The sequence below is a fragment of the Pseudomonas sp. BNK-7 genome, assembly GCF_048072025.1.
Taxonomy (GTDB): domain Bacteria; phylum Pseudomonadota; class Gammaproteobacteria; order Pseudomonadales; family Pseudomonadaceae; genus Aquipseudomonas; species Aquipseudomonas danubii.
The window spans coordinates 5498062-5524313 of record NZ_CP182252.1; the positions used below are offsets into that span (position 1 = coordinate 5498062).

Annotated in this window: 28 protein-coding genes; 14 read left to right on the forward strand and 14 right to left on the reverse strand. The window is 62.8% G+C overall.

Annotation, left to right across the window (positions count from 1 at the left end; translation table 11 throughout):
• Nucleotides 1-2 precede the first annotated feature (2 nt).
• The 6 genes from benB to ACMGF8_RS24805 form a co-directional block, all read right to left on the reverse strand.
• Nucleotides 3-491 carry a benzoate 1,2-dioxygenase small subunit gene (benB, locus tag ACMGF8_RS24780; RefSeq protein ID WP_102864750.1) on the reverse strand — a complete coding sequence of 163 codons (489 nt, stop codon included), beginning with the start codon at nt 489-491 and terminating at the stop codon, nt 3-5.
• Complete coding sequence (gene benA / locus ACMGF8_RS24785) at nt 488-1852, reverse strand: benzoate 1,2-dioxygenase large subunit (RefSeq protein ID WP_416757539.1); 1365 nt, start codon at nt 1850-1852, stop codon at nt 488-490. The genes benB and benA overlap by 4 nt, the downstream gene beginning before the upstream one ends.
• 624 nt (nt 1853-2476) lie before the next feature.
• Nucleotides 2477-3433: an AraC family transcriptional regulator gene (locus ACMGF8_RS24790; RefSeq protein ID WP_416757541.1), complete on the reverse strand. Its 957-nt coding sequence runs from the start codon at nt 3431-3433 to the stop codon at nt 2477-2479.
• Between the two features lie 136 nt (nt 3434-3569).
• Nucleotides 3570-4499 (reverse strand): catechol 1,2-dioxygenase, encoded by a 930-nt coding sequence (catA, locus tag ACMGF8_RS24795; protein WP_060840106.1) that lies wholly within the window; start codon nt 4497-4499, stop codon nt 3570-3572.
• A 51-nt stretch (nt 4500-4550) separates the two neighbouring features.
• Nucleotides 4551-4841 (reverse strand): muconolactone Delta-isomerase, encoded by a 291-nt coding sequence (catC, locus tag ACMGF8_RS24800; protein WP_016966965.1) that lies wholly within the window; start codon nt 4839-4841, stop codon nt 4551-4553.
• 10 nt (nt 4842-4851) lie between these two features.
• Entirely contained in the window at nt 4852-6000 is a 1149-nt protein-coding gene (locus tag ACMGF8_RS24805) for a muconate cycloisomerase family protein (RefSeq protein ID WP_180988469.1), read from the reverse strand.
• 125 nt (nt 6001-6125) lie between these two features.
• On the opposite strand from ACMGF8_RS24805, the gene ACMGF8_RS24810 reads away from it, so the two are divergent.
• The 4 genes from ACMGF8_RS24810 (at nt 6126) to ACMGF8_RS24825 (ending at nt 8756) form a co-directional block, all read left to right on the forward strand.
• Complete coding sequence (locus tag ACMGF8_RS24810) at nt 6126-7034, forward strand: LysR family transcriptional regulator (protein ID WP_305949539.1); 909 nt, start codon at nt 6126-6128, stop codon at nt 7032-7034.
• Between the two features lie 102 nt (nt 7035-7136).
• A complete protein-coding gene (locus ACMGF8_RS24815) occupies nt 7137-7637 on the forward strand; it encodes an RDD family protein (RefSeq protein ID WP_250330073.1) in 501 nt (166 codons plus the stop codon).
• Nucleotides 7638-7673: 36 nt separating this feature from the next.
• Nucleotides 7674-8009 carry a DUF6388 family protein gene (locus ACMGF8_RS24820; protein ID WP_110596116.1) on the forward strand — a complete coding sequence of 112 codons (336 nt, stop codon included), beginning with the start codon at nt 7674-7676 and terminating at the stop codon, nt 8007-8009.
• Between the two features lie 42 nt (nt 8010-8051).
• Nucleotides 8052-8756 carry a YoaK family protein gene (locus ACMGF8_RS24825; protein WP_416757545.1) on the forward strand — a complete coding sequence of 235 codons (705 nt, stop codon included), beginning with the start codon at nt 8052-8054 and terminating at the stop codon, nt 8754-8756.
• A gap of 12 nt (nt 8757-8768) precedes the next feature.
• Here ACMGF8_RS24825 and ACMGF8_RS24830 read toward each other — a convergent pair whose 3' ends face one another.
• Nucleotides 8769-9518 carry an SDR family oxidoreductase gene (locus tag ACMGF8_RS24830; protein WP_207166218.1) on the reverse strand — a complete coding sequence of 250 codons (750 nt, stop codon included), beginning with the start codon at nt 9516-9518 and terminating at the stop codon, nt 8769-8771.
• Nucleotides 9519-9704: 186 nt separating this feature from the next.
• Between ACMGF8_RS24830 and tusD the strand changes: the two genes are divergently transcribed.
• The 6 genes from tusD (at nt 9705) to ACMGF8_RS24860 (ending at nt 13177) form a co-directional block, all read left to right on the forward strand.
• Entirely contained in the window at nt 9705-10097 is a 393-nt protein-coding gene (gene tusD / locus ACMGF8_RS24835; protein WP_250330171.1) for a sulfurtransferase complex subunit TusD, read from the forward strand.
• A 1-nt stretch (nt 10098) separates the two neighbouring features.
• Nucleotides 10099-10461 carry a sulfurtransferase complex subunit TusC gene (gene tusC / locus ACMGF8_RS24840; RefSeq protein WP_102864741.1) on the forward strand — a complete coding sequence of 121 codons (363 nt, stop codon included), beginning with the start codon at nt 10099-10101 and terminating at the stop codon, nt 10459-10461.
• Nucleotides 10461-10757 carry a sulfurtransferase complex subunit TusB gene (gene tusB / locus ACMGF8_RS24845; protein ID WP_207166219.1) on the forward strand — a complete coding sequence of 99 codons (297 nt, stop codon included), beginning with the start codon at nt 10461-10463 and terminating at the stop codon, nt 10755-10757. Before tusC ends, tusB begins: the two co-directional genes overlap by 1 nt.
• Nucleotides 10754-11089: a TusE/DsrC/DsvC family sulfur relay protein gene (locus ACMGF8_RS24850; protein ID WP_016966956.1), complete on the forward strand. Its 336-nt coding sequence runs from the start codon at nt 10754-10756 to the stop codon at nt 11087-11089. Before tusB ends, ACMGF8_RS24850 begins: the two co-directional genes overlap by 4 nt.
• Nucleotides 11086-12087 (forward strand): glycosyl transferase family protein, encoded by a 1002-nt coding sequence (locus tag ACMGF8_RS24855; protein WP_416757549.1) that lies wholly within the window; start codon nt 11086-11088, stop codon nt 12085-12087. Before ACMGF8_RS24850 ends, ACMGF8_RS24855 begins: the two co-directional genes overlap by 4 nt.
• An 88-nt stretch (nt 12088-12175) precedes the next feature.
• Nucleotides 12176-13177 (forward strand): glutathione S-transferase family protein, encoded by a 1002-nt coding sequence (locus ACMGF8_RS24860; protein ID WP_416757551.1) that lies wholly within the window; start codon nt 12176-12178, stop codon nt 13175-13177.
• Nucleotides 13178-13248: 71 nt separating this feature from the next.
• On the opposite strand, the gene cysG is transcribed toward ACMGF8_RS24860, so the two are convergent.
• The 6 genes from cysG to ACMGF8_RS24890 form a co-directional block, all read right to left on the reverse strand.
• Entirely contained in the window at nt 13249-14643 is a 1395-nt protein-coding gene (gene cysG, locus ACMGF8_RS24865; RefSeq protein WP_416757553.1) for a siroheme synthase CysG, read from the reverse strand.
• Entirely contained in the window at nt 14644-15924 is a 1281-nt protein-coding gene (gene serS / locus ACMGF8_RS24870) for a serine--tRNA ligase (protein ID WP_102864736.1), read from the reverse strand.
• Between the two features lie 16 nt (nt 15925-15940).
• On the reverse strand, nt 15941-16315 hold the full coding sequence (crcB, locus tag ACMGF8_RS24875; RefSeq protein WP_041119048.1) for a fluoride efflux transporter CrcB: 375 nt from the start codon (nt 16313-16315) through the stop codon (nt 15941-15943).
• Nucleotides 16312-17637, reverse strand: coding sequence for a replication-associated recombination protein A (locus ACMGF8_RS24880; protein WP_115580493.1), 1326 nt, complete (start codon nt 17635-17637; stop codon nt 16312-16314). The genes crcB and ACMGF8_RS24880 overlap by 4 nt, the downstream gene beginning before the upstream one ends.
• Before the next feature lie 33 nt (nt 17638-17670).
• Nucleotides 17671-18294 (reverse strand): outer membrane lipoprotein chaperone LolA, encoded by a 624-nt coding sequence (lolA, locus tag ACMGF8_RS24885; protein ID WP_102864734.1) that lies wholly within the window; start codon nt 18292-18294, stop codon nt 17671-17673.
• Nucleotides 18295-18362: 68 nt separating this feature from the next.
• Complete coding sequence (locus ACMGF8_RS24890) at nt 18363-20771, reverse strand: DNA translocase FtsK (RefSeq protein ID WP_102864733.1); 2409 nt, start codon at nt 20769-20771, stop codon at nt 18363-18365.
• Nucleotides 20772-21066: 295 nt separating this feature from the next.
• On the opposite strand from ACMGF8_RS24890, the gene trxB reads away from it, so the two are divergent.
• From trxB to infA, 4 genes are all read left to right on the forward strand, one after another.
• A complete protein-coding gene (gene trxB, locus ACMGF8_RS24895; RefSeq protein ID WP_115580494.1) occupies nt 21067-22017 on the forward strand; it encodes a thioredoxin-disulfide reductase in 951 nt (316 codons plus the stop codon).
• Nucleotides 22018-22089: 72 nt separating this feature from the next.
• Nucleotides 22090-22770, forward strand: coding sequence for a leucyl/phenylalanyl-tRNA--protein transferase (aat, locus tag ACMGF8_RS24900; protein ID WP_416757557.1), 681 nt, complete (start codon nt 22090-22092; stop codon nt 22768-22770).
• A 58-nt stretch (nt 22771-22828) separates the two neighbouring features.
• The gene (locus ACMGF8_RS24905; protein ID WP_102864730.1) at nt 22829-23536 is read left to right on the forward strand and encodes an arginyltransferase; all 708 of its coding nucleotides are present in this window, start codon (nt 22829-22831) and stop codon (nt 23534-23536) included.
• Nucleotides 23537-23636: 100 nt separating this feature from the next.
• Complete coding sequence (gene infA, locus ACMGF8_RS24910) at nt 23637-23855, forward strand: translation initiation factor IF-1 (protein ID WP_002553999.1); 219 nt, start codon at nt 23637-23639, stop codon at nt 23853-23855.
• Between the two features lie 125 nt (nt 23856-23980).
• Here infA and clpA read toward each other — a convergent pair whose 3' ends face one another.
• A complete protein-coding gene (clpA, locus tag ACMGF8_RS24915) occupies nt 23981-26251 on the reverse strand; it encodes an ATP-dependent Clp protease ATP-binding subunit ClpA (protein ID WP_102864729.1) in 2271 nt (756 codons plus the stop codon).
• Between the last annotated feature and the right edge of the window lies 1 nt (nt 26252).

Sequence of the window (26252 nt, forward strand, 5' to 3'; positions counted from 1 at the left end):
CCTCAGAGGTGGTAGATATCGACGACCTGGCGAACGTAGTCGTTCTTCAGGATGACTTTCTTGGCCAGGATCAGCGGGTTTTCGCCGCGCAGGTCGAGGGTGTAGAAGCTGCAGCCGAAGTAGCTGTCCACGGTCTTGTAGCGAAAGCTCAGGGTGTGCCAGTTGAAGCGCAGCTTGCACAGGCCGTCGCCCTGCTCCAGCAGCTCGATATTGCTCAGGTTGTGGGAGGTGCGGGTGTCGGGAATGCTGGCGCTGGAGCGCTCGGTCTTGATGCGGAACACCCGGTCTTCCAGACCGCTGCGGTTGCCGTACCAGATCAGTGAGATTTCCCGCTGCGGGTCTTCGGTCAACTGGTCACTGTCGTCCCAGGAGGGCATCCAGAAGGTCGCGTCCGGGGCGTAGAGTTCCAGCCAGCTGTCCCAGTCCTTGTCGTCCAGGTAGCGGGCTTCGCGGTACAGGAAATCGCGCACGGTGTCGTAGGAAACAGTCATTGCACGGCCTCCACATCGATCCGGCGTGAAGCGTCACGCTCCAGGGCCGCCAGCAGGGTCTGCTGCCAGTACTTGTGCTGCATCACGAACAGGCCCTCGTCCTCGGTGCGCACGCCGCTGAGGATCGGCTGCAGGTCAATTTCTTTCGCTGCGTCGTCCGCCCCCTGGACCCAGTGCTCGGCGCCACGGGACATGTCGTTCCAGGCCGTGGTGCTGCCCTGGTAGCCGAGCTGGCAGGAACGGAACTCCTCCAGGTCGTCCGGGGTGGCCATGCCGCTGACGTTGAAGAAGTCTTCGTACTGGCGGATGCGCCGGGCCCGGGCTTCATCGCTCTCGCCCTTGGGCGCAATGCAGTAGATGGTGATTTCGGTGCGGTCCACCGAGATCGGCCGGGCAATGCGGATCTGCGAGCTGAACTGGTCCATCAGGTAGACGTTGGGGTACAGGCACAGGTTGCGCGAGTTCTCGATCATCCAGTCGGCCCGGGCCTGGCCGAAGTCCCGGGCCAGCTCGTCGCGGCGTTCGTACAGCGGCCGGTCCTCGGGGTTGGACCAACGAGTCCAGAGCAGCATGTGGCCCTTGTCGAAGGAGTAGAAGCCACCGCCCTGCTTGGCCCAGGTGCCGGCGCTCATGGTGCGGATGTCTTCCCCGGCTTCGCGCTGCTTGCGCTGGTTCTGGGTGGCGGCGTAGTTCCAGTGCACCGAGCTGACGTGGTAGCCGTCGGCGCCGTTCTCGGCGGTGAGCTTCCAGTTGCCTTCGTAGATGTAGCTGGAGGAGCCGCGCAGCACTTCCAGGCCGTCGGCGGACTGGTCGACGATCATGTCGATGATCTTCGCCGACTCCCCCAGGTGCTCCACCAGGGGCAATACGTCGGGGTTGAGGCTGCCGAACAGAAAGCCGCGATAGGACTCAAAGCGCGCGACGCGGGTCAGGTCGTGGGAGCCTTCGCAGTTGAAACTGGCCGGGTAGCCGGCGGCGGCCGGGTCCTTGACCTTGAGCAGTTTGCCGGTGTTGTTGAAGGTCCAGCCGTGGAACGGGCAGGTGAAGGACGCCTTGTTGCCGGTCTTGTGCCGGCAGAGCATGGCGCCGCGATGGCTGCAGGCGTTGATGAAGGCGTTGAGTTCACCGTTCTTGTTGCGCGCGATGAACACCGGCTGCCGGCCCATGGTGGTGCTGTAGTAGTCGTTGGGATTGGGGATCTGGCTGTCGTGGGCCAGGTACAGCCAGTTGCCTTCGAAGATGTGCTGCATCTCCAGGTCGAACAGCCGGGGGTCGGTGAACATCTCCCGCTTGCAGCGGTAGACGCCCTGGTCGGGGTCTTCTTCAAGCAGGGAATGCAGGTATTCGGGTCGCAGGGACATGGCCGCCGCCTCCATTGTTTTTATTCAGGCAGGGCCATGCTAGGACGGGGGTTGGCAGGGCAATAGCCGATGCGTGCAGACCTGTATCCGTTTTCTGCAGATTGCTCTGTAGTCGCTGCCGCAGGCTGCGAACGGCCCGAAGGGACGCAAGGGTCTCAAGGCCGCTAAAGGCTCGGTTGGCGATCGCCAGGCAAGGTCCTGCGGACCTTTTCGCAGCCTCGCAGGCTCGGCAGCGGCTACAGGGGTGTAGCCGCTGCCGCAGGCTGCGAACGGCCCGAAGGGACGCAAGGATCTCAAGGCCGCTAAAGGTTCGGCTGGCGATCGCCAGGCAAGGTCCTGCGGACCTTTTCGCAGCCTCGCAGGCTCGGCAGCGGCTACAGGGGTGTAGCCGCTGCCGCAGGCTGCGAACGGCCCGAAGGGACGCAAGGGTCTCAAGGCCGCTAAAGGCTCGACTGGCGATCGCCAGGCAAGGTCCTGCGGACCTCTTCGCAGCCTCGCAAGCTCGGCAGCGGCTACAGGGGTGTAGCCGCTGCCGCAGGCTGCGAACGGCCCGAAGGGACGCAAGGATTCCAAGGCCGCTAAAGGTTCGGCTGGCGATCGCCAGGCACAGGTCGGAAGGGCCGGTCAGTGGCGACGCTTGAGGGTGTCGGAGGGCAGTTCGCCATATTGCTGGCGGTAGCTTTGGGCAAAACGCCCAAGGTGCAGGAAGCCGAAGTCCAGGGCCAGTTCGGTGACGTTGCGCACCGGGCTGTATGGGTCGCTGAGGCAGGCGTGCACCCGTTGCAGTTTCTGCTGGCGGATGTAGTGCTTCGGCGTGGTGCGGACGTTGCGTTCGAACAGCGCGTACAGCGAACGCAGGCTCATGCACGCCTGTTGCGCCAGCTCTTCGCAACCGATGTCGCGCTTGAGGTTGCGCTCGATGTAGTCGGCAATGCGTTCGAAGGTCGCCGCCGAGGCACTCAGGGTGCCGCGCTGGACATTGGTCTGCATCAGGCCCAGCAGTTTGCTCACCAGGATGTGCGCGTAGTGCTCTTGCACCTTGGGCATGGCCTCCAGGGCTTCGGACTCCTGGCACAACAGGCTGAGCAGAGGTACGAAGCCTTCCAGTTCCTGCAGTTGGTAACGCTGGCGCAGAAAGCGCACGCCCTGCCCCGGGTACTGCCAGCGCTGTTCCTGGCAGGCGGCTTCCAGCAGGGGCGTGGGAATCTTGATGATGAATTTTTCGCAGTCGTCGGAATAGGTCAGGTCCACCGGGTCGTCGGGGTTGATCAGCAGCAGTTCCCCCGGGGCGAAGCAGTGTTCCTGGTCGCGGCTGCGCCACAGGCAGTGGCCGCGCAGCAGCACCTGCAGGTGGTAGATGCTTTCCAGCGCCGGCGAGGTGACGCGCACGCTGCCGCCGTAGCTGATGCTGCACAAATCCAGGCTGGCCAGGGCCCGGTGCTGCAGGCTGGCCTGGGGCTGGCCGGCCCGGGGCAGGCGGATGCAGTGGCTGCCCACGTGCTGATTGACGTAACCGGACACGGCATGGGGATCGGCTTGAACAAACACGCGGCTGCGTTCACTCAACAGATGCATTTGCATGATCGGGTCACTCTGATGGTGCTTATCAGGTCTGCGTTTCAGGCACGCAACGCAGTCTCGTCAGGCCAGGCATAACGGCAAAAGCCACGGGCACCTGGGTCGGTGCTCCGTGGCCGGGTCAAGCAGGGTCGGCGTTTCAGTCCTCCAGGGCACGCACCCGTTCGTGGCGCTGCTGTTCTTGCGGCTGGGCCGAGGACTGCAGGGTGAAGTCGAAGTGAATTTCCGCGAAGCGGCCGCTCACGCCCAACTCCTTGGCCCGGGCCTGGTCCTCGCTGAAGGTGATCTTGGCGATCAGCTCGTCGCGGGTGGCGTAGGCGAAGTCGTCGTGCAGGTAGGGGTCGCCGTCCAGGTTGATCTGGGTGGTCAGGTGGCGATGGTCATCGGCGGAGATGAAGAAGTGGATGTGCGCCGGGCGCTGGCCGTGACGCCCCAGTTGATCCAGCAGTTGCTGGGTCGGGCCTTCCGGCGGGCAGCCGTAGCCGGACGGCACGATGCTGCGAAAACGGTAGCGGCCCTCGGCGTCGGTGACGATGCGCCGGCGCAGGTTGAACTCCGACTGGCTGCCGTCGAAGTAGGAATAGGTGCCGCCGGTGTTGGCGTGCCAAACATCGACGACAGCCCCGGCCAGGGGCTGGCCGGCGGTGTTGGTCACCTGCCCTTGCATGAACAGCACCACGCCCGGATCGAGGCCGTCGTCCAGGCGCGCCTCGCCCTGGCTCAAGGGCGCGCCGGCCACGTACAGCGGGCCTTCGATGGTGCGCGGGGTGCCGCCGGTCTTGCCGGCCTGTTCGTCGGCGGCGTCCATCAGCAGGTCCAGGTAGTGCTCCAGGCCCAGGCCCGCGGCCAGCAGACCGGCTTCCTGGCGGGCGCCGAGGACGTTGAGGTAGTTGACGGCTTTCCAGAACTCTTCCGGGGTAACGTTCAGGTCTTCGATGATGTTCACGGTGTCCCGCAGGATGCGGTAGACGATGGCCTTGGCCCGGGGGTTGCCGCCTTCGGTGAACTGGCCGCTGGCTTCTTCAAGAAAACGTTGAGCGCTGGCAGTCTGGGAAATTCTGACGTTCATGATTAATCCTCATCTTGTATTTATTAGAGTGGTGAACGGGCTGATGCGAACTCAGCGGTCATCCTCATGAATGGACGAAGGATGCCTGCACAGGGCGTTAACTTCGATGGCCATGTACGGGTACAGCGGCAATTGCATCAGGGTGTCGTGCAGTTCCTGCACGCTGTCGACGTCGAACACGCTGTAGTTGGCGTACAGCCCGGCAATGCGCCACAGGTGGCGCCACTTGCCTTCGGCCTGCAGGCGCTGGGCCAGGGCCTTTTCCTCGGCCTTCAGTTGCGCGGCGCGCTCGGGGTTCATGTCGACCGGCAGGTTCACGGTCATTTTCACGTGGAATAGCATGCAGCCCTCCTCAGGTGTGATGCAGCACGGGGGTGGTTTTGTCGCGACGGAAGAACGCCAGGCGCTCTTCGTCCAGGCTCAGGCCAAGGCCCGGTGCCCGTGAGACATGCAGGTGGAAATCCCGGTACACCGGCGCCTCGGCGAGGATGTCCTCGGTCAACAGCAGCGGGCCGAACAGCTCGGTGTCCCAGCTCAGTTTGTTCAGGGTCAGGAAGGCGTGGGCCGAGGCCAGGGTGCCGATGCCGCCTTCGAGCATGGTGCCGCCGTACAGGCCGATACCCGCCGCCTCGGCAATCGCCGCGGTGCGCAGGGTGGCGCGGGGGCCGCCGTTCTTGGCGATCTTCAGGGCGAACACCGAGGCCGCGCCTTCCCGGGCCAGGTTGAAGGCGTCTTCCACACATTCAATGGATTCGTCGGCCATGATCGGCGCCGGGCTGCTGGCATTCAGGCGCACCATGCCGGCGCGGTTGTTGCGGGAAATCGGTTGCTCGATCAGGTCGATGCCGTTGCCGCCGAGGATGCGGCAGGCGCGCAGGGCCACAGCTTCGTCCCAGGCCTGGTTGACGTCGACCCGCACGCTGGCGCGGTCGCCCAGGGCCTTCTTGATGGCGATCACATGGGCCAGGTCGCGGTCCACTTCACCGGCACCGATCTTCAGCTTGAAGATGCGGTGGCGGCGCAGGTCGAGCATCTTCTCGGCTTCGGCGATGTCCTTGGCGGTGTCGCCGCTGGCCAGGGTCCAGGCCACGGGCAGCGCATCGCGCACCCGGCCGCCCAACAGTTCGCTGACCGGCAGCCCGAGGCGCTTGCCCTGGGCATCGAGCAAGGCGCTTTCGATCCCGGACTTGGCGAAGGTGTTGCCGCGGATGCTCTGCTCCAGGCGCAGCATGGCGGCGTTGATGTTGCTGGCGTCCTGACCGATCAGCAGCGGGGTGAAGAAGCGGTCGATGTTGGTCTTGATGCTGTCCGGGCTTTCGTTGCCATAGGCCAGGCCGCCGATGGTGGTGGATTCCCCCAGGCCTTCGATGCCGTCGGCGCAGCGCAGGCGGATCAGCACCAGGGTCTGGTTCTGCATGGTGTGCATGGCCAGCTTGTGGGGGCGAATGGTCGGCAGATCGACGATGATCGTTTCGATCGATTCAATGGCAGAAGCGTGCATGTCCATACCCGTGAGGTTCTTGAAGTTCTGCGCTCGATTCTGTCCCGGCTTTTTCCGGGGTTCCAATATAGAATTGGTCTGGCTTGATACCTTTAAGGTATGCACATCACCACTGGAGAGCTGTCATGGAACTGCGTCATCTGCGCTACTTCCAGGTGCTGGGGGAAACCCTCAACTTCACCCGCGCCGCCGAGCGCCTGCACATTGCCCAACCGCCCTTGAGCCGGCAGATCCAGCAACTGGAAGACGAGTTGGGGGTGCTGTTGCTGGAGCGTGGCCGGCCGCTGCGCCTGACCGCCGCCGGGCGGTTTTTCTATGAGCATTCCAACCGGGTGCTGGAGCAGTTGGGCAAGGTCTGCGACAACACCCGGCGCATCGGCCTGGGGCACAAGACCTGGCTGGGCATCGGTTTTGCTCCCTCGACCCTGTACGGCGTGCTGCCGCAACTGATCCGCCGCCTGCGCAGCAACGAGACCCTGGAGCTGGAACTGGGATTGTCGGAAATGACCACCCTGCAACAGGTGGAAGCCTTGAAGGCGGGACGCATCGATATCGGCTTCGGGCGGATTCACATCGACGACCCGGCCATCGTGCAGAGGGTGCTGACCGAGGACCGACTGGTAGTCGCCCTGCCCGCCGGCCATCCCTTGCTGGGACAAGAGCTGAGCCTTGAGCAACTGGCCAACGAGCCCTTCGTGCTGTATCCGGCCAACCCGCGCCCGAGCTACGCCGACCATGTGATCGCGCTGTTCAGTGCCCGTGGCCTGAACCTGAAGATCGCCCAGTGGACCAACGAATTGCAGACCGCCATCGGCCTGGTGGGCGCCGGGATCGGCATCACCCTGGTGCCGGCCTCGGTGCAGGTGCTGCATCGCGACGACATCGGTTTTTGCCCGCTGCAGGAACCCGAGGCCACCTCGCCGATCATCCTCAGCCGCCGGGTCGGCGAGCCGTCGCCGGGGCTCACCCACTGCCTGCACCTGATTGCCCAACTGCGCAGCGAGATCGGTCGCGAACAGCCCGTGGTCAGCTGACTCGGTGCGGGTGCAGTAGGCCCCCGCCAAAACCACTGCTACTCCCCGCCCTGCGGGGATTACACTGCGCCCGACATGATGGAAAAAACTCTGGAATCGACCATGGAAGTCTCAAGAACCCGACTGATCCTGCGCCGCGCCGCCGCCTTCATGCTCGACCAGGTGCTGGCGCTGGCGGTGTATGTGCTCCTGTCGCTGAGCCTGCACGGGGTGCTGGCGTTGCAGCCGGTCAGACGCTTGCTCGACCTCGAGCAACAGACGGGGCTGGAGCCCTACCTGCACTCAATGCTGTTCATGCTGGTCTGGCCCTTGTACTTCGTGGCCTGGGAGTATTTCTTCAAGGGCCGCACGCCCGGCAAGTGTGCCCTGGGCCTGGTGGTGATCAACGCCGCCGGAACGCCGCCGACGCTGATCCAGGTACTGATCAGAAGCGCCACCCGCTATCTTGAGGCCGCGTTCGCCTTTGTCCCGCTGATGGCCTGCGTGGAATCAAGCCGCTGCCAGCGAATAGGCGATATGCTCGCCCGCACCTACGTGATCCCGCACAAGGATCTGCAGCAGATACGCAGTGAAATGCCAGCACACCCCCTGTCCCGGGCTTGATGCCTGAAGACTGCCCGTTCCCCTCAAGGAGCCCCGATGCCCGCCGATGCCCTGCACCACGAAATAGCCTTGGAAAGATTTCTCGCCGCCCGCCCCGAACTGCGCGAAGCCCTGGACAAGCTCAATCCGCTGGAGGCCCAGGTCAAGGGCGAGACGCCCGAGCAGTACCGCAACGAACGCCTGCATGAAGCCTTTGAAGCCGAAGCCGAGCGCCTGGGGCTGTTCGCCTGGGAGTTGAGCCTGCAACTGACCGCCGCCAGCCCCGAGGAATTCCACGCCCAGCGCCTTGAAGTGCACAGGGAAGTGGCGGAAATGGCCGGCATGCCGTGGGATGAATACTGCGCCCTGCATCCTCTCGATCCACAACCTTGACCTGCACGCGTCCCCCGTAGTCCCTGTTCAGGAGAACCGACGATGTTGCCTTCGACTTCCACCCAATCGGCCAGCGCCGCCCTGCAGCACACGCAGAAATGGCGCGGGCGGGTCGGCCTCGGGCTGGTGGCTTGCCTTTCGGTGCTGGCTGGCATGACCGACGCCATCGGCTTCATGGCCACCGGGGATTTCGTGTCCTTCATGAGCGGCAACACCACGCGCATGGCGGTGGCCATCAGCGATGGCGAACCGGCCCTGGTGCTGCGCCTGCTGCTGTTGGTGGCGACCTTTGTCGTCGGCAACGCCCTGGGCGTGGTGGTCAGCCGCCTGGCCGGGCACCGCGCCCTGCCCTTGCTGCTGAGCATTGGCGCCTTGCTCTGCGCCTCCGCCGCCTGGCCCTTCGAGCAGCAATTGCCGGCCCTGCTGGCGGCCATCATCGCCATGGGCATGCTCAATGCGGCGGTGGAGGAAGTGAACGGCCTGCCCATCGGCCTGACCTACGTCACCGGGGCCCTGTCGCGCTTTGGCCGCGGGCTGGGGCGCTGGGTACTCGGCGAACGGCGCAACGGCTGGCGGGTACAGCTGGTGCCGTGGAGCGGGATGTTCGCCGGAGCGGTGCTGGGGGCCTTGCTGGAACAGCACCTGGGGCTCAAGGCGCTGTATGTCAGCGGGTTGTTTGCAGCATTGCTAGGGGTGGCATCATTGAAGATTCCGCGCCGCTGGCAACTGGGCTACAAGACCCGCTGACCTGTACGTCCATCAGTCGAACAGACCGCCGCTGTCGGTATCGATGACGATCGATGACAGGCTGATGTGCCGCGGTCGGGTCAGGGCGAAGACCACCGCTTCCACCACGTCACGGTTGGTGCCCTGCTCGCCCTTCTGTCGTGCCGGAACCTGCTGCCAGGCCGGGTCCAGCGGCGAAATATCCTCCAGATACGGCGGATGCACACACAGCGAGCGCACCGGCGTGCCCTTGAGCACCTGGCGCAGACCGTCGGCCAGGGCCAGTTGCCCGTGCTTGGCCGCATAGAACGGCAGCGACACGCTGTGCAGGGGGGCATTGGGTAGGCCGCTGATGGAGCCGATGGTGACGATGTCCGGGCGCTGCGAGGCCTTGAGCGCCGGCATCAGGCCCTGGGTCAGGAGGAAGGTGCCCGTCAGGGCCGCATCGATCACTCCGGTGACCTCGGCCGCGCTGTGGGGCTGCTCGCTGGCCTCCAGCCACATGGCGCCGTTATTGATCAGAATGTCCACCTGGGGCTGACGCACATGAATCTCCGCCAGGGCCGCCTTGACGCTGTCGCTGCTGGCCAGATCCACCACCACGCAATCGGCGGCCTGGCCGGTGCGCGTCTCAATGGCCGCACTCACCTGCGCCAGGGCTTCAGGGTTGCGCCCACAGAGAATCAGTTTGCAGCCCAGGTCCGCCAGACTGATGGCCAGTGCCGCGCCCAGACCACGACCGGCACCGGTGACCACCACCACCGCCGAATTCAAATCCATCATCCCTTGCTCCTTGTCCCAGGTTGATTGAAGGCGCGAGTCTATCCCTGGTTGCTGCTTCAGGGCCCGGGCAAAGCTTTACCCGATATGTCCTGAGCTCCCGGAGCCAGAGCCTTCGGGACGAAAGGGGTTTAGCCGATCCACGGAGAAAGCTTTATCATGGCCGCAGTTTTATCCATCGAGTCCGTCATGAAGTTCGCCATCGCCCTGTTCTCCGCCGCTCACGCGCCGTCCTCACGCCGCGCCCTGCTGTTCGCCCAGGCGGCGCTGGCGGGCGGGCATGAGATTGTCCGGCTGTTTTTCTACCAGGACGGCGTCTACAACGCCGCCAACAGCATCGTCACGCCCCAGGACGAACAGGACATGCCCCGGGAATGGCGCGAATTTGTCGAGCAGCATCAGCTCGATGGCGTGGTGTGCATCGCCGCCGCCCTGCGCCGGGGTGTGTTGAACGCCGACGAAGCCCAGCGCTATCAGCGCACGGCGGTGAACGTCGAGGCGCCCTGGGAACTGTCGGGGCTCGGGCAATTGCATGACGCGGTACAGGCCGCCGACCGCCTGATCTGTTTTGGAGGGGCGTGAGATGGCCAAATCCCTGTTGTTGATCAGCCGTCAGGCGCCCTGGTCCGGCCCTGGTGCCCGCGAGGCCCTGGATATCGTCCTGGCCGGCGGCGCCTTCGACCTGCCGATCGGCCTGCTGTTTCTCGACGATGGCGTGCTGCAACTGGCGCCGGGGCAACAGGCGTCGCTGCTGCGCCAGAAAGACCTGAGCGCCAACCTGCAGGCGCTGTCGCTGTTCGGCGTCGACGAACTGTTTGCCTGCAGCGCCAGCCTTGCTGCTCGTGGTCTGGACCCGGCAACCTTGAGCCTTGACGCGGTACAGCTGCTCAACGCCCCGGAACTGGCCGGGATCATCGACCGTTTTGACCAGGTGATTACCCTCTGATGTCGACCTTGCACGTGTTGTCCCACTCGCCCTTCACCGACACCCGCCTGAGCAGTTGCCTGCGCCTGCTGGGCAGCGCCGATGGCCTGCTGCTGTGCGGCGATGCCGCCTATGCCCTGCAGCCGGGCACCACTCTTTACGGCGAACTGGGCGCCCGCAGCGGCCTGAAGCTGTATGTGCTGGAAGAGGACTTGCAAGCCCGGGGACTGGCGCTGCCGACCTGGGCCCGTGCGGTGGATTACCCAGGCTTCGTCGAGCTGTCGATTGAGCATGACAAGGTCAATACCTGGCTATGAGTACCCTGACTGTGGGCGCTCGCGCCATCGAACTGGACAAGGACGGTTACCTGGTCAATCTCGACGACTGGTCCGCCGACGTAGCCCAAGCCCTGGCCGCCAACGAAGAGCTGGAGCTGAGCGCGGAGCATTGGGAAATCCTCGAACTGCTGCAGGGCTTCTATAAAGAGTTCCAGCTGTCCCCGGCCACCCGCCCGCTGATCAAGTACACCGCCCTCAAGCTGGGCCCGGACAAGGGCAACAGCCTGCACCTGAACCGACTGTTCAAAGGCACTCCCGCCAAACTTGCCGCCAAGCTGGCGGGCCTGCCAAAGCCGACCAATTGCCTATGAACGATTTCGCCCCCCTGCTCACCCAGACCCCGCAAGAACACCCTTTTGCCCAGTTCGTGCGCATCCTGGGCAAAGGCAAGCGCGGTGCGCGCAACCTGACCCGCGAGGAAGCCCGGGAAGCCATGGGCATGCTACTGGACGACAAGGTGGAGGACACTCAGCTGGGCGCCTTTCTCATGCTGCTGCGGCACAAGGAAGAAAGCCCGGAAGAGCTGGCGGGCTTTACCGAAGCCTTGCGCGAACGCCTCAACGCCCCGGCGATCGCCCTGGACCTCGACTGGCCGACCTACGCCGGCAAGAAGCGTCATCTGCCCTGGTACCTGCTGGCGGCCAAGTGCCTGGCGCAGAGCGGCGTGCGCATCCTGCTCCACGGCGGCGGCGCCCATACCGCCGGGCGCCTGTACACCGAACAGTTGCTGGAGCCCCTGGGGATTCCCCTGTGCCGTGACTGGTCATCGGTCAGCCAGGCACTGGACCAGGGCAACCTGGCCTTCATGCCGCTAGGCGACTGGGCGCCCCAGCTGCAACGGATGATCGATTTGCGCAACATCCTTGGCCTGCGCTCACCGATCCATTCCCTGGCGCGCCTGCTCAACCCCCTGGGCGCCCGTTGCGGCCTGCAGAGCATCTTCCACCCCGGCTACCAGGCGGTGCACCGCGATGCCAGCGGCCTGCTGGGGGACAACGTCATCGTGATCAAGGGCGACGGCGGCGAGATCGAGATCAACCCGGACACCACCAGCCATCTGTACGGCAGCACCGGTGGGGTTAGCTGGGACGAAGAGTGGCCGGCATTGTCGGCACAACGCCATGTGAAGCCGGCCAGCCTGGAACCCGAGCACCTCCTGGCGCTGTGGCGCGGTGATGTTGAGGACAGTTACCCGCAACTGGCCCTGCTGGCGACCATGGCCCTGGCCTTGCGCGGTTTGGGCACGCCGCGGGAGCAGGCCTTCGCGCTGGCCCAGCAGTATTGGGATGCCCGGGACAGATCGATTTAATCGATCAAAACCGCCCATGCTTTGCGCTTTTTGTTCGAACCCAGGGGCATAGACTGCACTCCAACGCACAATAGCTGAGGAGCATTCCATGGGACTGCTGATCGATGGGCGCTGGCATGACCAGTGGTACGAAAGCGGCAAGGACGGCGCCTTCCAACGGGAACAGGCGCAACGCCGGCACTGGGTCACCGCCGATGGCCGCCCGGGCCCCAGCGGCGAAGGCGGCTTTGTCGCCGAGGCCGGGCGCTATCATCTGTATGTCTCCCTGGCCTGCCCCTGGGCCCATCGCACGCTGATCCTGCGCAAGCTCAAAGGGTTGGAACAGTTGATCGATGTCTCGGTGGTCAGCTGGCTGATGCGCGAGCACGGCTGGACCTTCGACAGCGCCTACGGCTCCAGCGGTGATGCGCTGGATCACTTTGATTTCATGCACCAGCGTTATACCGCCGACAGCGCCGACTACACCGGTCGCGTCACCGTGCCGGTGCTGTGGGACAAGCAGCAACAGCGCATCGTCAGCAACGAGTCGGCGGAGATCATCCGCATGTTCAACAGCGCCTTCGACGGCCTGACCGGCAATGACCTGGATTTTTATCCGCAGCCATTGCGCGCACGCATCGATGAACTCAACGCACGCATCTACCCCGCGCTGAACAATGGCGTTTACCGCGCTGGGTTCGCCACGTCACAACAGGCCTATGAGACGGCGTTCGATGATGTCTTTGCCGAGCTGGACGCTTTGGAAGCGTTACTGGGAAAACAACGCTACTTGGCTGGCGAGTACCTGACCGAAGCCGATGTGCGGCTGTTCACCACGCTGATCCGTTTCGATGCGGTGTACCACGGCCACTTCAAGTGCAACCTGCGGCGGATAGCCGATTACCCGAACCTGTCGAACTGGCTGCGGGAGCTGTATCAGTGGCCGGGAATTGCCGAAACGGTGGATTTCGTCCATATCAAGGGGCACTACTACGCCAGCCATAGCACCATCAATCCGACCGGGATCGTGCCAAAGGGGCCGTTGCAGGACTTCAGTCGCGGCCATGATCGGCAACGGTTGAGCGGGATGGGGGTGTGGTGCAGGGGTTGAGGACGCTTTCGCCGGCAATCCGGCTCCTACAACAGTGGGATCTGTAGGAGCCGGCTTGCCGGCGAAGCTTTTCAGACCTCGGACTGAGCGCCTTCGAACCAGGCCAGCTTCTCGCGCAGCTGGACCACTTCGCCAACGATCACCAGGGTCGGCGCGTGCACTTCGTGCTCCGCCACCAGCGCCGGCAGGTTGGCCAGGGTGCCGGTGAACACTCGCTGGTTGCTGGTGGTGCCCTGCTGAACCAGGGCCGCCGGCGTGTCGGCGCTGCGCCCGTGCTTGATCAGTTGCTCGCAGATGGTCGGCAAGCCCACCAGGCCCATGTAGAACACCAGGGTCTGGGCCGGTGCCACCAGGTCGCTCCAGGGCAGGTTGCTGGTGCCGTCCTTGAGGTGGCCGGTGACAAAGCGCACCGACTGCGCGTAGTCGCGGTGAGTCAGGGGAATCCCGGCATAGGCCGAGCAACCGCTGGCCGCGGTAATCCCCGGCACCACCTGGAATGGAATGCCGTGGGCCGCCAGTTCTTCGATCTCTTCGCCGCCACGACCAAAGATGAACGGATCGCCACCCTTGAGCCGCACCACGCGTTTGCCTTGCCGGGCCAGGTTCACCAGTTGCTGGTTGATCTGCTCCTGAGGCACGGCATGATTGGCGCGGCGCTTGCCAACGTAGATGCGCTCGGCATCGCGGCGGCACAGGTCGAGAATCGCCGGCGCCACCAAACGGTCGTAGAGCACCACGTCGGCCTGTTGCATCAGGCGCAGGGCGCGGAAGGTCAGCAAGTCCGGATCACCCGGGCCCGCACCCACCAGATACACCTCGCCCGGCGCATGGGGCGCCTTGCCGGCAATCTTGGCCTGCAACAGACGTTCGGCCTCCGCGCCCTGCCCCGCCAGTTGGCGATCAGCGATGGGGCCCTGGAATACATCCTCCCAGAACGCCCGGCGCTGCTGCACATCCGGAAACAGTCCTTTGACCTGGGCCCGAAAACGCGCCGCCAACCCGGCCAACTGGCCGTAGGTGGAAGGAATCCAGGTTTCCAGCTTGGCCCGGATCAGGCGCGCCAGCACCGGTGCATCGCCGCCGCTGGAGACCGCGATGACCAGCGGCGAACGGTCGACGATAGCGGGAAAGATCACGCTGCACAGGGCCGGCGCGTCCACCACATTGACCGGGACGCAACGCCGATGGGCATCGGCGGAAACCTGGGCATTGAGGGATTCGTCGTCGGTGGCGGCGATGATCAGGATGCAGCCGTCGAGGTCGGCCTCGACATACCCGCGCAGCAGGGACTCACCGCCGCTGGCGACGATCAGTTCCTGCAATTGCGCTTCTATTTCAGGTGCGACCACTCGCAGCTGCGCACCGGCATCGGCCAGCAGACGGGATTTGCGCAAGGCAATCTCCCCTCCACCGACCACCAACACACGACTGCCGCGAAGGTTGTGAAACAGCGGCAGATATTCCATTTAGCCGATGACCTCAAGACCACCCATGTACGGTTTCAGCACGTCCGGCACACGGATCGAGCCGTCGGCCTGCTGATAGTTTTCCAGCACCGCCACCAGGGTGCGGCCCACGGCCAGGCCGGAACCGTTGAGGGTGTGAACCAGCTCCGGCTTGCCGGTTTCCGGGTTGCGGAAGCGCGCCTGCATGCGACGGGCCTGGAAGTCGCCGCAGTTGGAGCACGAGGAGATCTCGCGGTACTTGTCCTGGCTCGGCACCCAGACTTCCAGATCGTAGGTCTTGACCGCGCTGAAGCCCATGTCGCCGGTGCACAGGGCCAGTACGCGGTACGGCAGTTGCAGCAGTTGCAGGACCTTTTCGGCGTTGGCGGTCAGGCCTTCCAGGGCTTCCATCGAAGTCGAAGGTTCGACCACCTGGACCATCTCGACCTTGTCGAACTGGTGCTGGCGGATCATGCCGCGGGTGTCGCGGCCCGAAGCACCGGCCTCGCTGCGGAAGCACGGGGTGTGGGCGACGAACTTCAGCGGCAGTTGCTTCGGATCGAGGATCTCGCCGGCCACGATGTTGGTCAGGGACACTTCGGCGGTCGGGATCAGGTACAGATCGGCTTCGCCTTCGCGAGTGATCTTGAACAGGTCTTCCTCGAACTTCGGCAGCTGGCTGGTGCCCACCAGGGCCGGAGCCTGCACCAGATACGGAGTGTAGGCCTCTTCGTAGCCGTGCTCGCCGGTGTGCAGGTTGATCATGAACTGCGCCAGGGCGCGGTGCAGACGGGCGATAGGGCCGCGCAACAGGGCGAAGCGCGCGCCGGACAGCTTGGCCGCGGTTTCGAAATCCAGCCAGCCGTGGGTTTCGCCCAGGGCCACGTGGTCCTTGATCGGGAAGTCGAAGGTGGTCGGGGTGCCCCAGCGGCGCACTTCAACGTTGCCGTCTTCGTCTTCACCCACCGGCACCGATTCGTGAGGCAGGTTGGGAATGCCGAACAGGATCGAGTCCAGTTCGCTCTGGATGTTTTCCAGCTCGGCCTTGCCGGTGCTCAGCTCGTTCCCCATGCGCTCAACGTCGGCCATCAGCGGGGCGATGTCTTCGCCGCGTTGCTTGGCCTGGCCGATGGACTTGGAGCGCGCGTTACGTTCAGCCTGCAGTTGCTCGGTGCGGGTCTGCACGGTCTTGCGCTGTTCTTCCAGCGCTTCGATGCGTGCCACATCCAGGGCAAAGCCGCGGGATGCCAGACGATCCGCTACGTCCTGGAGGTTGCTACGTAACAGTTTGGAATCGAGCATGTCGTTCTCTCGTTTATCAAAGTTTGGTCAAGGACAGGCCGGCCCAGGTAGCAAGCAGCCCGCCGAATACGCTCAGTGCCGCATAGCCCAGGGCCAGCGCCACTTGTCCGCTTTCCAGCAGACGCACGGTATCCAGTGAAAAGGATGAAAAAGTCGTCAGGCCACCGAGGAAGCCCACTATCAAACCGGCACGCACTTCGATCGGCACTTCCGGACGGACCAGGAACAGTCCGTACAACACGCCGATCAGCAGGCAGCCCACGATATTAACGGCCAGCGTCGCGGTATAGAAGTGCCGCGGCCAATTGGCGTTGATCCAGTTGCCCGTGGTGAAGCGCAACAGGGTACCGGCCACGCCGCCGGCGGAAACTGCGAGGATCAGGGGGATCACGGTTTTCTCCGCTGCAAGGGGCTGGCCCGGTCCAGGGCGGCCAGGTGCTTGAGCTTCTCGCCGATCTTCAGTTCCAGGCCACGGGGCACCGGCTGGTAGAGCGGCAAAGGCTCGAGCTCTTCGGGGAAATAGTCTTCACCGGCGGCGTAGGCATCCGGCTCGTCATGGGCGTAGCGGTACTCGTCGCCGTAACCCAACTGCTTCATCAGCTTGGTCGGGGCGTTGCGCAGGTGGATCGGCACTTCCAGGGAGCCGTGCTCGGCAGCGGCGCGCATGGCGGCCTTGAAGCCCATGTACACGGCGTTGCTTTTCGGCGCACAGGCCAGGTAGGTAATGGCCTGGGCCACCGCCAGCTCGCCTTCGGGGCTGCCCAGGCGCTCCTGCACATCCCAGGCCGCCAGGCACAGGCTCAGCGCCCGCGGGTCGGCGTTGCCGATGTCCTCGCTGGCCATGCGCACCACGCGCCGGGCCAGGTACAGCGGGTCGCAGCCGCCGTCGAGCATGCGCGCAAACCAGTACAGGGCGCCGTCGGGGTTGGAGCCGCGCACCGATTTGTGCAACGCGGAAATCTGGTCGTAGAAGGCTTCGCCGCCCTTATCGAAACGCCGGCGGGTATCCCCCAGCAGGCTTTGCAACAGATCAACGCCGATCTCGCCGCCGTCTTCCGCCAGGTCCGAGGCGTTCTCCAGCAGATTGAGCATGCGCCGGCCATCGCCATCGGCCGCCGACAGCAGCATCTGGAAGCCTTCGTCGCTCAGGCGCAACTGGCGCTTGCCCAGACCGCGCTCCTCAGTCAGGGCGCGCTGTATCAGGGTGCCCAGGGCCGCTTCATCCAGGCTCTTGAGCACATAGACCCGGGCCCGGGACAGCAGCGCATTGTTGAGTTCGAAGGACGGGTTTTCCGTGGTGGCACCGATAAAGATCAGCGTGCCGTCTTCCACGTAGGGCAGGAAGGCATCCTGCTGGGACTTGTTGAAACGATGCACTTCATCGACAAACAGAATGGTCCGCCGTCCGTATTGCCCGGCCTGCTGCTTGGCGATTTCCACCGCCTGGCGGATCTCCTTGACCCCGGCCAGCACCGCCGAGACGGTTTCGAAGTGAGCATCCGAGACTTCCGCCAGCAGCCGCGCCAGGGTGGTCTTGCCCACTCCCGGAGGGCCCCAGAAGATCATCGAATGCAGGGCACCCTGCTCCAGGGCCTCACGCAGCGGCTTGCCCCGAGCCAGCAGATGCTGCTGACCGACGTACTCGTCCAGGTTGGTCGCACGCAAGCGTGCGGCCAGTGGCTGGGCGATCGGGGCACTACGAAACAGGTCCATGGACTACCTTCGAAACCTTGCGGTTGCGGCTGCTTACTCTTGGATCACATCGGCACCCTTGGGGATGTCGAACTTGAACTTGGACGCCGGGATCGCTTCGTTGGCCTTGACCCCGGTGAACAGGATATTGGTGCGCTGGCCGACGCTGTCGATCAACTGCATGTCGTTGATCATGCCGTTGCGGAACGACAGGCGCAGGCTGTCGAACAGGGTGTCGCGGGTTTTCGGCTTGAGGGTGAAGTCCATCACGCCACCGGCCTCCTTGGAGGTGATGTCGAAGCTTTCGCTGATCTTCGACACATCACCGGACAACAGCAGGGCCGGAGTCTGGGTCAGGCGCTGGTCGAGCTTCTTGATGGTCACCTGCTCCAGGTCCGGGTCCCACAGGGAAACTTTCTGGCCGTCGGAAACCATCAGCTGTTCTTGTGGCGCATCGGTGTGCCAGTAGAACAGGCCCGGGCGCTGCAGGGACATTTCGCCGGCGGTTTCCTGCAACTGGGTGCCGCTGCCGTCCAGGGTCAGTTGGGAGAAACGCGCGGTCAGGGTCTGGGACTTTTCCAGCAACTGGGTCAGGCGCGCCACGTCTTTGGGGTCGGCGTGGACCGACAGGGAGGTCACAGCCAGTACCGGCAGCAGCAACATGCGAATCAGGCGCATGGAATTCCTCATAAATTGGATGGGTATGCGAGCGGCGTGGCATCACGCCGCTGAAAACGAAACAGGGATCAGTCGCGCATCGGGCCCGGCGCCAGCACTTCGCGGGAGCCGTTGGTGTTCATCGCCGTCACCACCCCAGCCATTTCCATGGCCTCGATCATCCGGGCAGCGCGGTTGTAGCCAATCTTCAGCTTGCGCTGTACCGCCGAGATCGAGGCCCGGCGGCTTTCCAGGACGAACTGCACGGCTTCGTCGTAGAGCGCGTCAGCTTCCGGATCATCGCCGTCGCCACCGCCGCTACTGCCTTCGAAACCGCTGCCCGCCTCTTCGACACCGTTGAGGATGTCGTCGTTGTATTCCGGCGCGCCCCGCAGTTTCCAGGCCTCCACCACGCGGTGCACTTCATCGTCGGAGACGAAGGCGCCGTGGACGCGAATCGGCAGGCTGGTGCCCGGCGGCATGTAGAGCATGTCACCGTGGCCCAGCAGTTGTTCGGCGCCGCCCTGGTCGATGATGGTCCGCGAGTCGATCTTGCTCGACACCTGGAACGCCATGCGGGTCGGGATGTTGGCCTTGATCAGGCCAGTGATCACGTCCACCGACGGCCGCTGGGTCGCGAGGATCAAGTGGATACCGGCGGCCCGGGCCTTCTGGGCGATACGGGCGATCAGTTCTTCAACCTTCTTGCCGACGATCATCATCATGTCGGCGAATTCGTCCACCACCACGACGATGGTCGGCAACTTGGTCAGCAGCGGCGCTTCGTCGTGGATGCTTTCGCGGTTGTACAGCGGATCGGCCAGTGGTGTGCCGGCGTCGATGGCTTCCTTGACCTTGGCGTTGAAGCCCGAAAGGTTGCGCACCCCCATCTTGGCCATCAGCTTGTAGCGCCGCTCCATCTCCGCCACGCTCCAGCGCAGAGCGTTGGCTGCGTCCTTCATGTCGGTGACCACCGGGCACAGCAGGTGCGGAATGCCTTCGTAGATCGACAGTTCGAGCATCTTCGGGTCGATCATGATCAGCTTGGCGTCTTCCGGGCCGGACTTGAACAGGATCGACAGGATCATCGCGTTGACCCCCACCGACTTACCGGAACCTGTGGTACCGGCCACCAACAGGTGCGGCATCTTCGCCAGGTCGGTGATGATCGGCTTGCCGCCGATGTCATGGCCCAGGGCCAGGGTGACCGGGGATTTGAAGTTGTCGTATTCCGGGGTCGAGAGCACTTCAGAGAAGCGCACGATCTGCCGGTCTTCGTTGGGGATCTCGATGCCCACGGTGGTCTTGCCGGGAATCACTTCCACCACCCGCACACTGGTCACCGCCAGGGAACGGGCCAGGTCCTTGGCCAGGTTGGCGATACGGCTGACTTTCACCCCGGCCGCCGGCTGGATTTCGTAACGGGTAATCACCGGGCCGGGATGGATGGAATCCACCGCAACTTCGACGCCGAACTCCTTGAGCTTGATCTCCAGCAGATGGCCGACGGCCGCCAGGGATTCGGGCGAATAATTGAGCTGTTTCTTTTCCGCCGGGTCAAGAATCGAGATCGGCGGCAAGGTGCCTTCCACCGCGCTGTCGACGAACAGCGGCGCCTGCTTCTCTTTCTGCACGCGCTTGCTGGGCTCTGGCGGTTTGACCGCTACCGGCGTGATCACCGGCGGCACCTGCTTCTCGCGCTCGGACATGTGCTTGCTCAAAGCCTGCTCGCGCTCGATCAGACGCTCCTTGACCTTGGCCTGCTCGCGCTTGTCGGCAATGCTCGGGGACACCACCTCATCGACCCGGGCATCCACTTCGCGCAATTGCGCCACCAGTTGCTTGCGCTCAACGCGAGCATCCCACCAACGATTGGCCGCGCCCTGGAACAGTTCGAACAAGTCGAGAGTGATCTTGCCGGTGACGTCCATCACCTTGAACCACGACAGGTCGGTGAACACCGTCAGGCCGAACAGGAACAGGGCAATGAACATCAGGGTACTGCCCTGCACGTTCAGGGCATTCTTGGCCAGGTCACCCAGGCTTTCGCCCAGGGCACCACCGGCACCGGCAGGCAGGCCGGTGGGGGCATGAAAATGGATATGGGCCAGCGCAGCGCCGGACAGCACCAGGAACACCAGGCCAATCAGCCGCCAGGAAAACAGCCAGCCGCTCCACTGCCAGGGTTCATGGCGCTGGCGGAAGATCTGGTAAGTCTTGATCGCCAACAGCAACGGGAAGATATAAGCGAAGTAACCCAACACCATGAACAGGATATCGGCGCTGTAAGAGCCGGCGGGACCGCCGAAGTTCTGCACATCTTCGATCTTGCTGTTATGACTCCAACCCGGATCATCTTTACCGTAGGTCAAAAGTGCCATCATCAAGAACAGGCACAGGGCTCCAATGGCGATCAATGCACCTTCCTTGAGCCGGTAGTGCAATTGCTGACGCCAGAGCGGAACAACAGGTTTAGGTGCTGCGGTGGATTTCTTCAAAACGCGTCTTTTCCTGCGCCATAAGCGCGTCCAACGGGTGATTGACTACAAGATACTGCTCAATCCGAGCAGGTAAATAAAGTTGACCGGCGTAACTGGGGCTACTTTTAACACTCTGCCCCTTGCTTCTGAAACGGTGCAATTCTGAATAAGCCTGGTACATCGTCGTATTGTACGGGTTTGTTCACACCATGCCACGTCAGAACAGTCTGTTAAGCATAGCCAATTGCGTAATACGCACTGTTCAATTGGAGCATGCATTCTCTTTTGTGACAAAGGCTTATGAGGTGTTTTTATGAACCAAGCGAAGCATTCACGCCTGATCATTCTGGGCTCTGGCCCTGCCGGTTACAGCGCCGCCGTTTATGCCGCGCGCGCCAACCTCAAACCGACAGTGATCACCGGCTTGCAAGCCGGTGGCCAACTGACCACCACCACCGATGTCGACAACTGGCCTGGTGACGTCGAAGGCCTGACCGGCCCGGTGCTGATGGAGCGCATGCAGAAACACGCGGAGCGCTTCGACACCCAGATCGTCTATGACCACATCCACACCGCTCAGTTGCAGCAACGGCCGTTTATCCTCATCGGCGACAGCGGTACCTACAGTTGCGACGCGCTGATCATCGCCACCGGCGCGTCGGCGCAGTACTTGGGCCTGCCATCGGAAGAAGCGTTTGCCGGCAAAGGGGTTTCCGCTTGCGCCACCTGCGACGGCTTTTTCTATCGCAATCAGGTGGTGGCAGTGGTGGGTGGTGGCAATACCGCCGTTGAAGAGGCTCTGTACCTGTCCAACATCGCCAAGGAAGTGCACCTGGTGCACCGGCGCGACAAGCTCCGCGCAGAGAAAATCCTCCAGGACAAACTGTTCGACAAGGCCGCCAACGGCAATATCCGCCTGCATTGGAACCAGCATCTGGACGAGGTGCTGGGTGATGCTAGCGGCGTGACCGGCGCCCGCCTCAAGGACAGCCACAGCGGAGCCACCAAGGACCTGGCGTTGGCCGGGGTATTTATCGCCATCGGCCACAAGCCCAATACCGACCTGTTCCAGGGGCAACTGGAGATGCGTGACGGCTACCTGCTGATCAAGGGTGGCAGCGAAGGCAATGCCACCGCCACCGGCATCCCGGGAGTATTCGCCGCCGGCGATGTGGCCGATCACGTCTACCGCCAGGCCATTACGTCCGCCGGTGCCGGCTGCATGGCAGCTCTGGACGCAGAAAAATTCCTCGACGACAACTAAGCCCTCGCCCTACGCTTGTGGCGGGCCATCATCGGCCCGCCACCGCCCTCCCCTGCCGTAAGTCTGGATGCCATGCTGACCTGGTTACAACGCAACAAGCTTGATTTCCCCCCATTGGAAAAGGCCATGCGCGAGCCCAACGGGCTGCTGGCTGCGGGCGGCGATCTGTCCGCCGATCGCCTGATTCAGGCCTATCGTCACGGCTGCTTCCCTTGGTTTTCCGAGGGGCAACCGATCCTCTGGTGGTCCCCCGACCCACGCACCGTGCTACTGCCGGACGAGCTGCATGTCTCCCGCAGCCTGGGCAAGCTGTTGCGCAAACAGCGCTATCAAGTGACATTCGACCAGGACTTCGCTGCGGTCATCAGTGCCTGCGCAGCACCTCGGGCTTATGCCGACGGCACCTGGATCAGCGAGGCGATGCAACAGGCCTATTTGCAATTGCATCAGCGCGGCTATGCCCATTCGGTGGAAGTCTGGGATCAAGGCACGTTGGTGGGAGGGCTGTACGGCCTGGCCATGGGCCAACTGTTTTTTGGCGAATCGATGTTCAGCCGTGCCGACAACGCCTCGAAATTCGGATTCGCCACTCTGGTACAGCATCTGAAGGAGTGGGGATTTGTATTGATCGACTGCCAGATGCCTACCGAGCATCTGCACAGCCTGGGTGCGCGCTCCATTTCCCGCCCCGAGTTCGCCGACTACCTCGCGCGCCACCTGGATCAGCCGAGCCGCGCCACATGGGTTTCCTAGGCGGGTTTGACGGCTGTGGCTTACACTTAATTTCAAAGCTTATTCCGAGGGTTGACTCATGACCGAGTTGGCGCGCCTGAAGTTTTATGCCACTCAACCCCATTCTTGCAGCTACCTGCCCGACGAACAGGCCACCACCTTGTTCCTCGATCCCAGCCAGCCCATGGACGTGCATGTCTACGCAGATCTGTCGGAAATGGGGTTTCGTCGCAGCGGCGATCACCTGTACCGCCCCCACTGCCAAAACTGCAACGCTTGCGTCCCGGCGCGCATTCCAGTGGCGCAGTTCCTACCCAATCGTCAGCAAAAACGCATTCTCAAACGCAACAGCGACCTGAGCGTACAAGCGGCCAAACCTGGCTTCAGCGAAGAGTACTTCGACCTTTACCAACGCTACATCGAGCAACGCCACGCCGACGGCGACATGTTCCCCCCCAGCCGCGACCAATTCTCGACCTTCCTGGTGCGTGACCTGCCGTTTTCCCGCTTCTACGAGTTCCGCCTGGAGGGGCGCCTGCTGGCAGTGGCCGTTACCGATCTATTGCCCAACGGGCTTTCGGCGGTCTACACCTTCTATGAACCCGATGAAGAGCGCCGCAGCCTGGGGCGCTACGCGATCCTCTGGCAAATCGGCGAAACCCTGCGCCTGGGACTGGACGCGGTGTACCTCGGCTACTGGATCAAAAACTGCAAAAAGATGAACTACAAGACCCAATATCGCCCCATAGAGCTGCTGGTTAACCAGAGATGGGTGATCCTCAACTAGAAGGTCTTGGCTTAAACCCCACTTTTCGGGCACAATGCACGCCGCTTTTGCCTGGCGCAGTTGCACCGGGCCATTCATTGGACACCGAGGGCTTTACTGCATGTCGAAAGAAGACAGCTTCGAAATGGAAGGCACTGTCGTCGACACCCTGCCCAACACCATGTTTCGTGTGGAGTTGGAAAATGGGCACGTCGTAACCGCGCATATTTCCGGCAAGATGCGCAAGAACTACATTCGTATTCTTACCGGTGACAAAGTGCGCGTCGAGCTGACGCCCTATGACTTGAGCAAAGGGCGCATCACTTACCGCGCTCGCTAAGCAAGTCAATACAAGACGCCCGGTTATGCCGGGCGTTTTTGTTCGTCTCGAATAAACCGGCAAACCCCAGATAGCACAAAGGCACCCTCCGGTGCCTTTGGCGGTACTGCTGCGTTACGCGGCCATCAAGCCATTTCCGCCGTGGTCTCGAAATCGAAGGTCAACTCGCCATCCTTGATGTCGATGTGTACCACACCGCCATGATCGGACAATTCGCCAAACAGGATCTCCTCGGCCAGGGGACGTTTGATCTTGTCCTGGATCAAACGCGCCATCGGGCGTGCACCCATGGCCACGTCGTAACCACCGGCGGCCAGCCAGCTGCGAGCGGCATCGGTCACTTCCAACTGTACGCGCTTGTCTTCCAACTGCGCTTGAAGCTCGGTAAGGAACTTGTCCACCACGCTCTTGATCACTTCGTGGCTCAGGCGACCGAACTGGATAATGGTGTCCAGACGGTTGCGGAACTCTGGCGTAAAGCTCTTCTTGATCACTTCCATGGCATCGGAAGAGTGATCCTGATGAGTGAAGCCGATAGAGGCTCGCGCCGCGGTTTCAGCACCGGCGTTGGTGGTCATGATGACGATCACATTGCGGAAATCCGCCTTGCGCCCGTTGTTGTCGGTCAGGGTGCCGTGATCCATCACCTGCAGCAGCAGGTTGAAGACTTCCGGATGCGCCTTCTCGATTTCATCGAGCAGCAATACGCAATGCGGCTGCTTGGTGATCGCTTCGGTCAGCAAGCCACCCTGGTCGAAACCGACGTAGCCGGGAGGCGCACCAATCAAGCGCGATACGGTGTGCCGCTCCATGTACTCGGACATGTCGAAGCGCACCAGTTCGATACCCATGGCCTTGGCCAACTGCCGGGCCGCTTCGGTCTTGCCGACACCGGTAGGACCGGCGAACAGGAACGAACCCACCGGTTTGTCCGGAGACTTCAGGCCCGCACGGGACAACTTGATGGCGGTAGACAGCGAATCAATCGCCGCATCCTGGCCAAACACCGTCAACTTGAGATCGCGTTCAAGGTTGCGCAGCAGCTCTTTATCGGAACTGGTGACATGTTTTGGCGGAATACGGGCAATTTTCGCCACGATATCCTCGACCTGAGCCACCTCGATGCGCTTCACGCGCTTCTCGGCCGGCTGCAGACGCTGGTAGGCGCCCGCCTCGTCGATGACGTCGATGGCCTTGTCCGGCATATGCCGGTCATTGATGTAGCGCGAGGCCAGTTCAGCCGCGGCACGCAGGGCTTCATCACTGTATTCGATGCTGTGATGCTGCTCGAAGCGACCTTTGAGACCGCGCAGGATGCCAATGGTGTCCTCGACCGAAGGCTCGGACACATCGACCTTCTGGAAGCGCCGAGCCAGGGCCCGGTCCTTCTCGAAGATCCCACGGAATTCCTGGAAGGTGGTCGAACCGATGCAACGGATATCACCCGAGGACAGCAGCGGCTTGAGCAGATTCGAGGCATCCATTACCCCACCCGAGGCCGCACCGGCACCGATAATGGTATGGATCTCGTCAATGAACAGAATTGCCTGAGGACGCTTCTTCAATTCGCCCAGCAACGCCTTGAAGCGCTTCTCGAAATCGCCACGGTATTTGGTACCCGCCAGCAACGCCCCGAGATCCAGGGAATAGACAACGCTATTGGCCAGCAGATCTGGAACCTGATTGTCGACAATGCGCTTGGCCAAGCCTTCGGCAATGGCGGTCTTGCCCACACCCGCCTCACCCACCAACAACGGATTGTTTTTGCGTCGACGAGCGAGGATCTGCGCAACGCGCTCCACCTCCTGCTCGCGACCCACCAACGGGTCAATCCGCCCTTGACGGGCCAATTCATTGAGGTTGCTGGCATAGGCATCCAGAGGATTGCCCGAAGAAGACGACTCACCACCCTCTTCGTCCTGCATATCCTGTTCACCTTCAGAATGATCACCATGCCCAGGCACCTTGGAAATGCCATGGGCGATGTAATTGACCACATCGATACGGGCAACGCTCTGCTGTTTCAGCAGGAAGACTGCCTGACTCTCTTGCTCACTGAAGATTGCCACCAGCACATTGGCGCCGGTGACTTCACGCTTGCCCGAGCTCTGTACATGAAAGACAGCACGTTGCAGCACACGCTGGAAACCCAGGGTTGGCTGAGTCTCGCGATCCTCGTCGTGCACAGGAATCAGCGGCGTGGTGGAGTCGATGAACTCCTGCAGGTCGTGCTTGAGTTTGTCGAGGTTTGCTCCGCAGGCACGTAAAACGGTGGCGGCGGCCTCATTATCCAAAAGAGCCAACAGAAGGTGCTCGACGGTCATGAATTCATGACGCTTCGAACGGGCCTCCTTGAAGGCGAGATTGAGGGTGACTTCGAGCTCGCGGTTTAACATA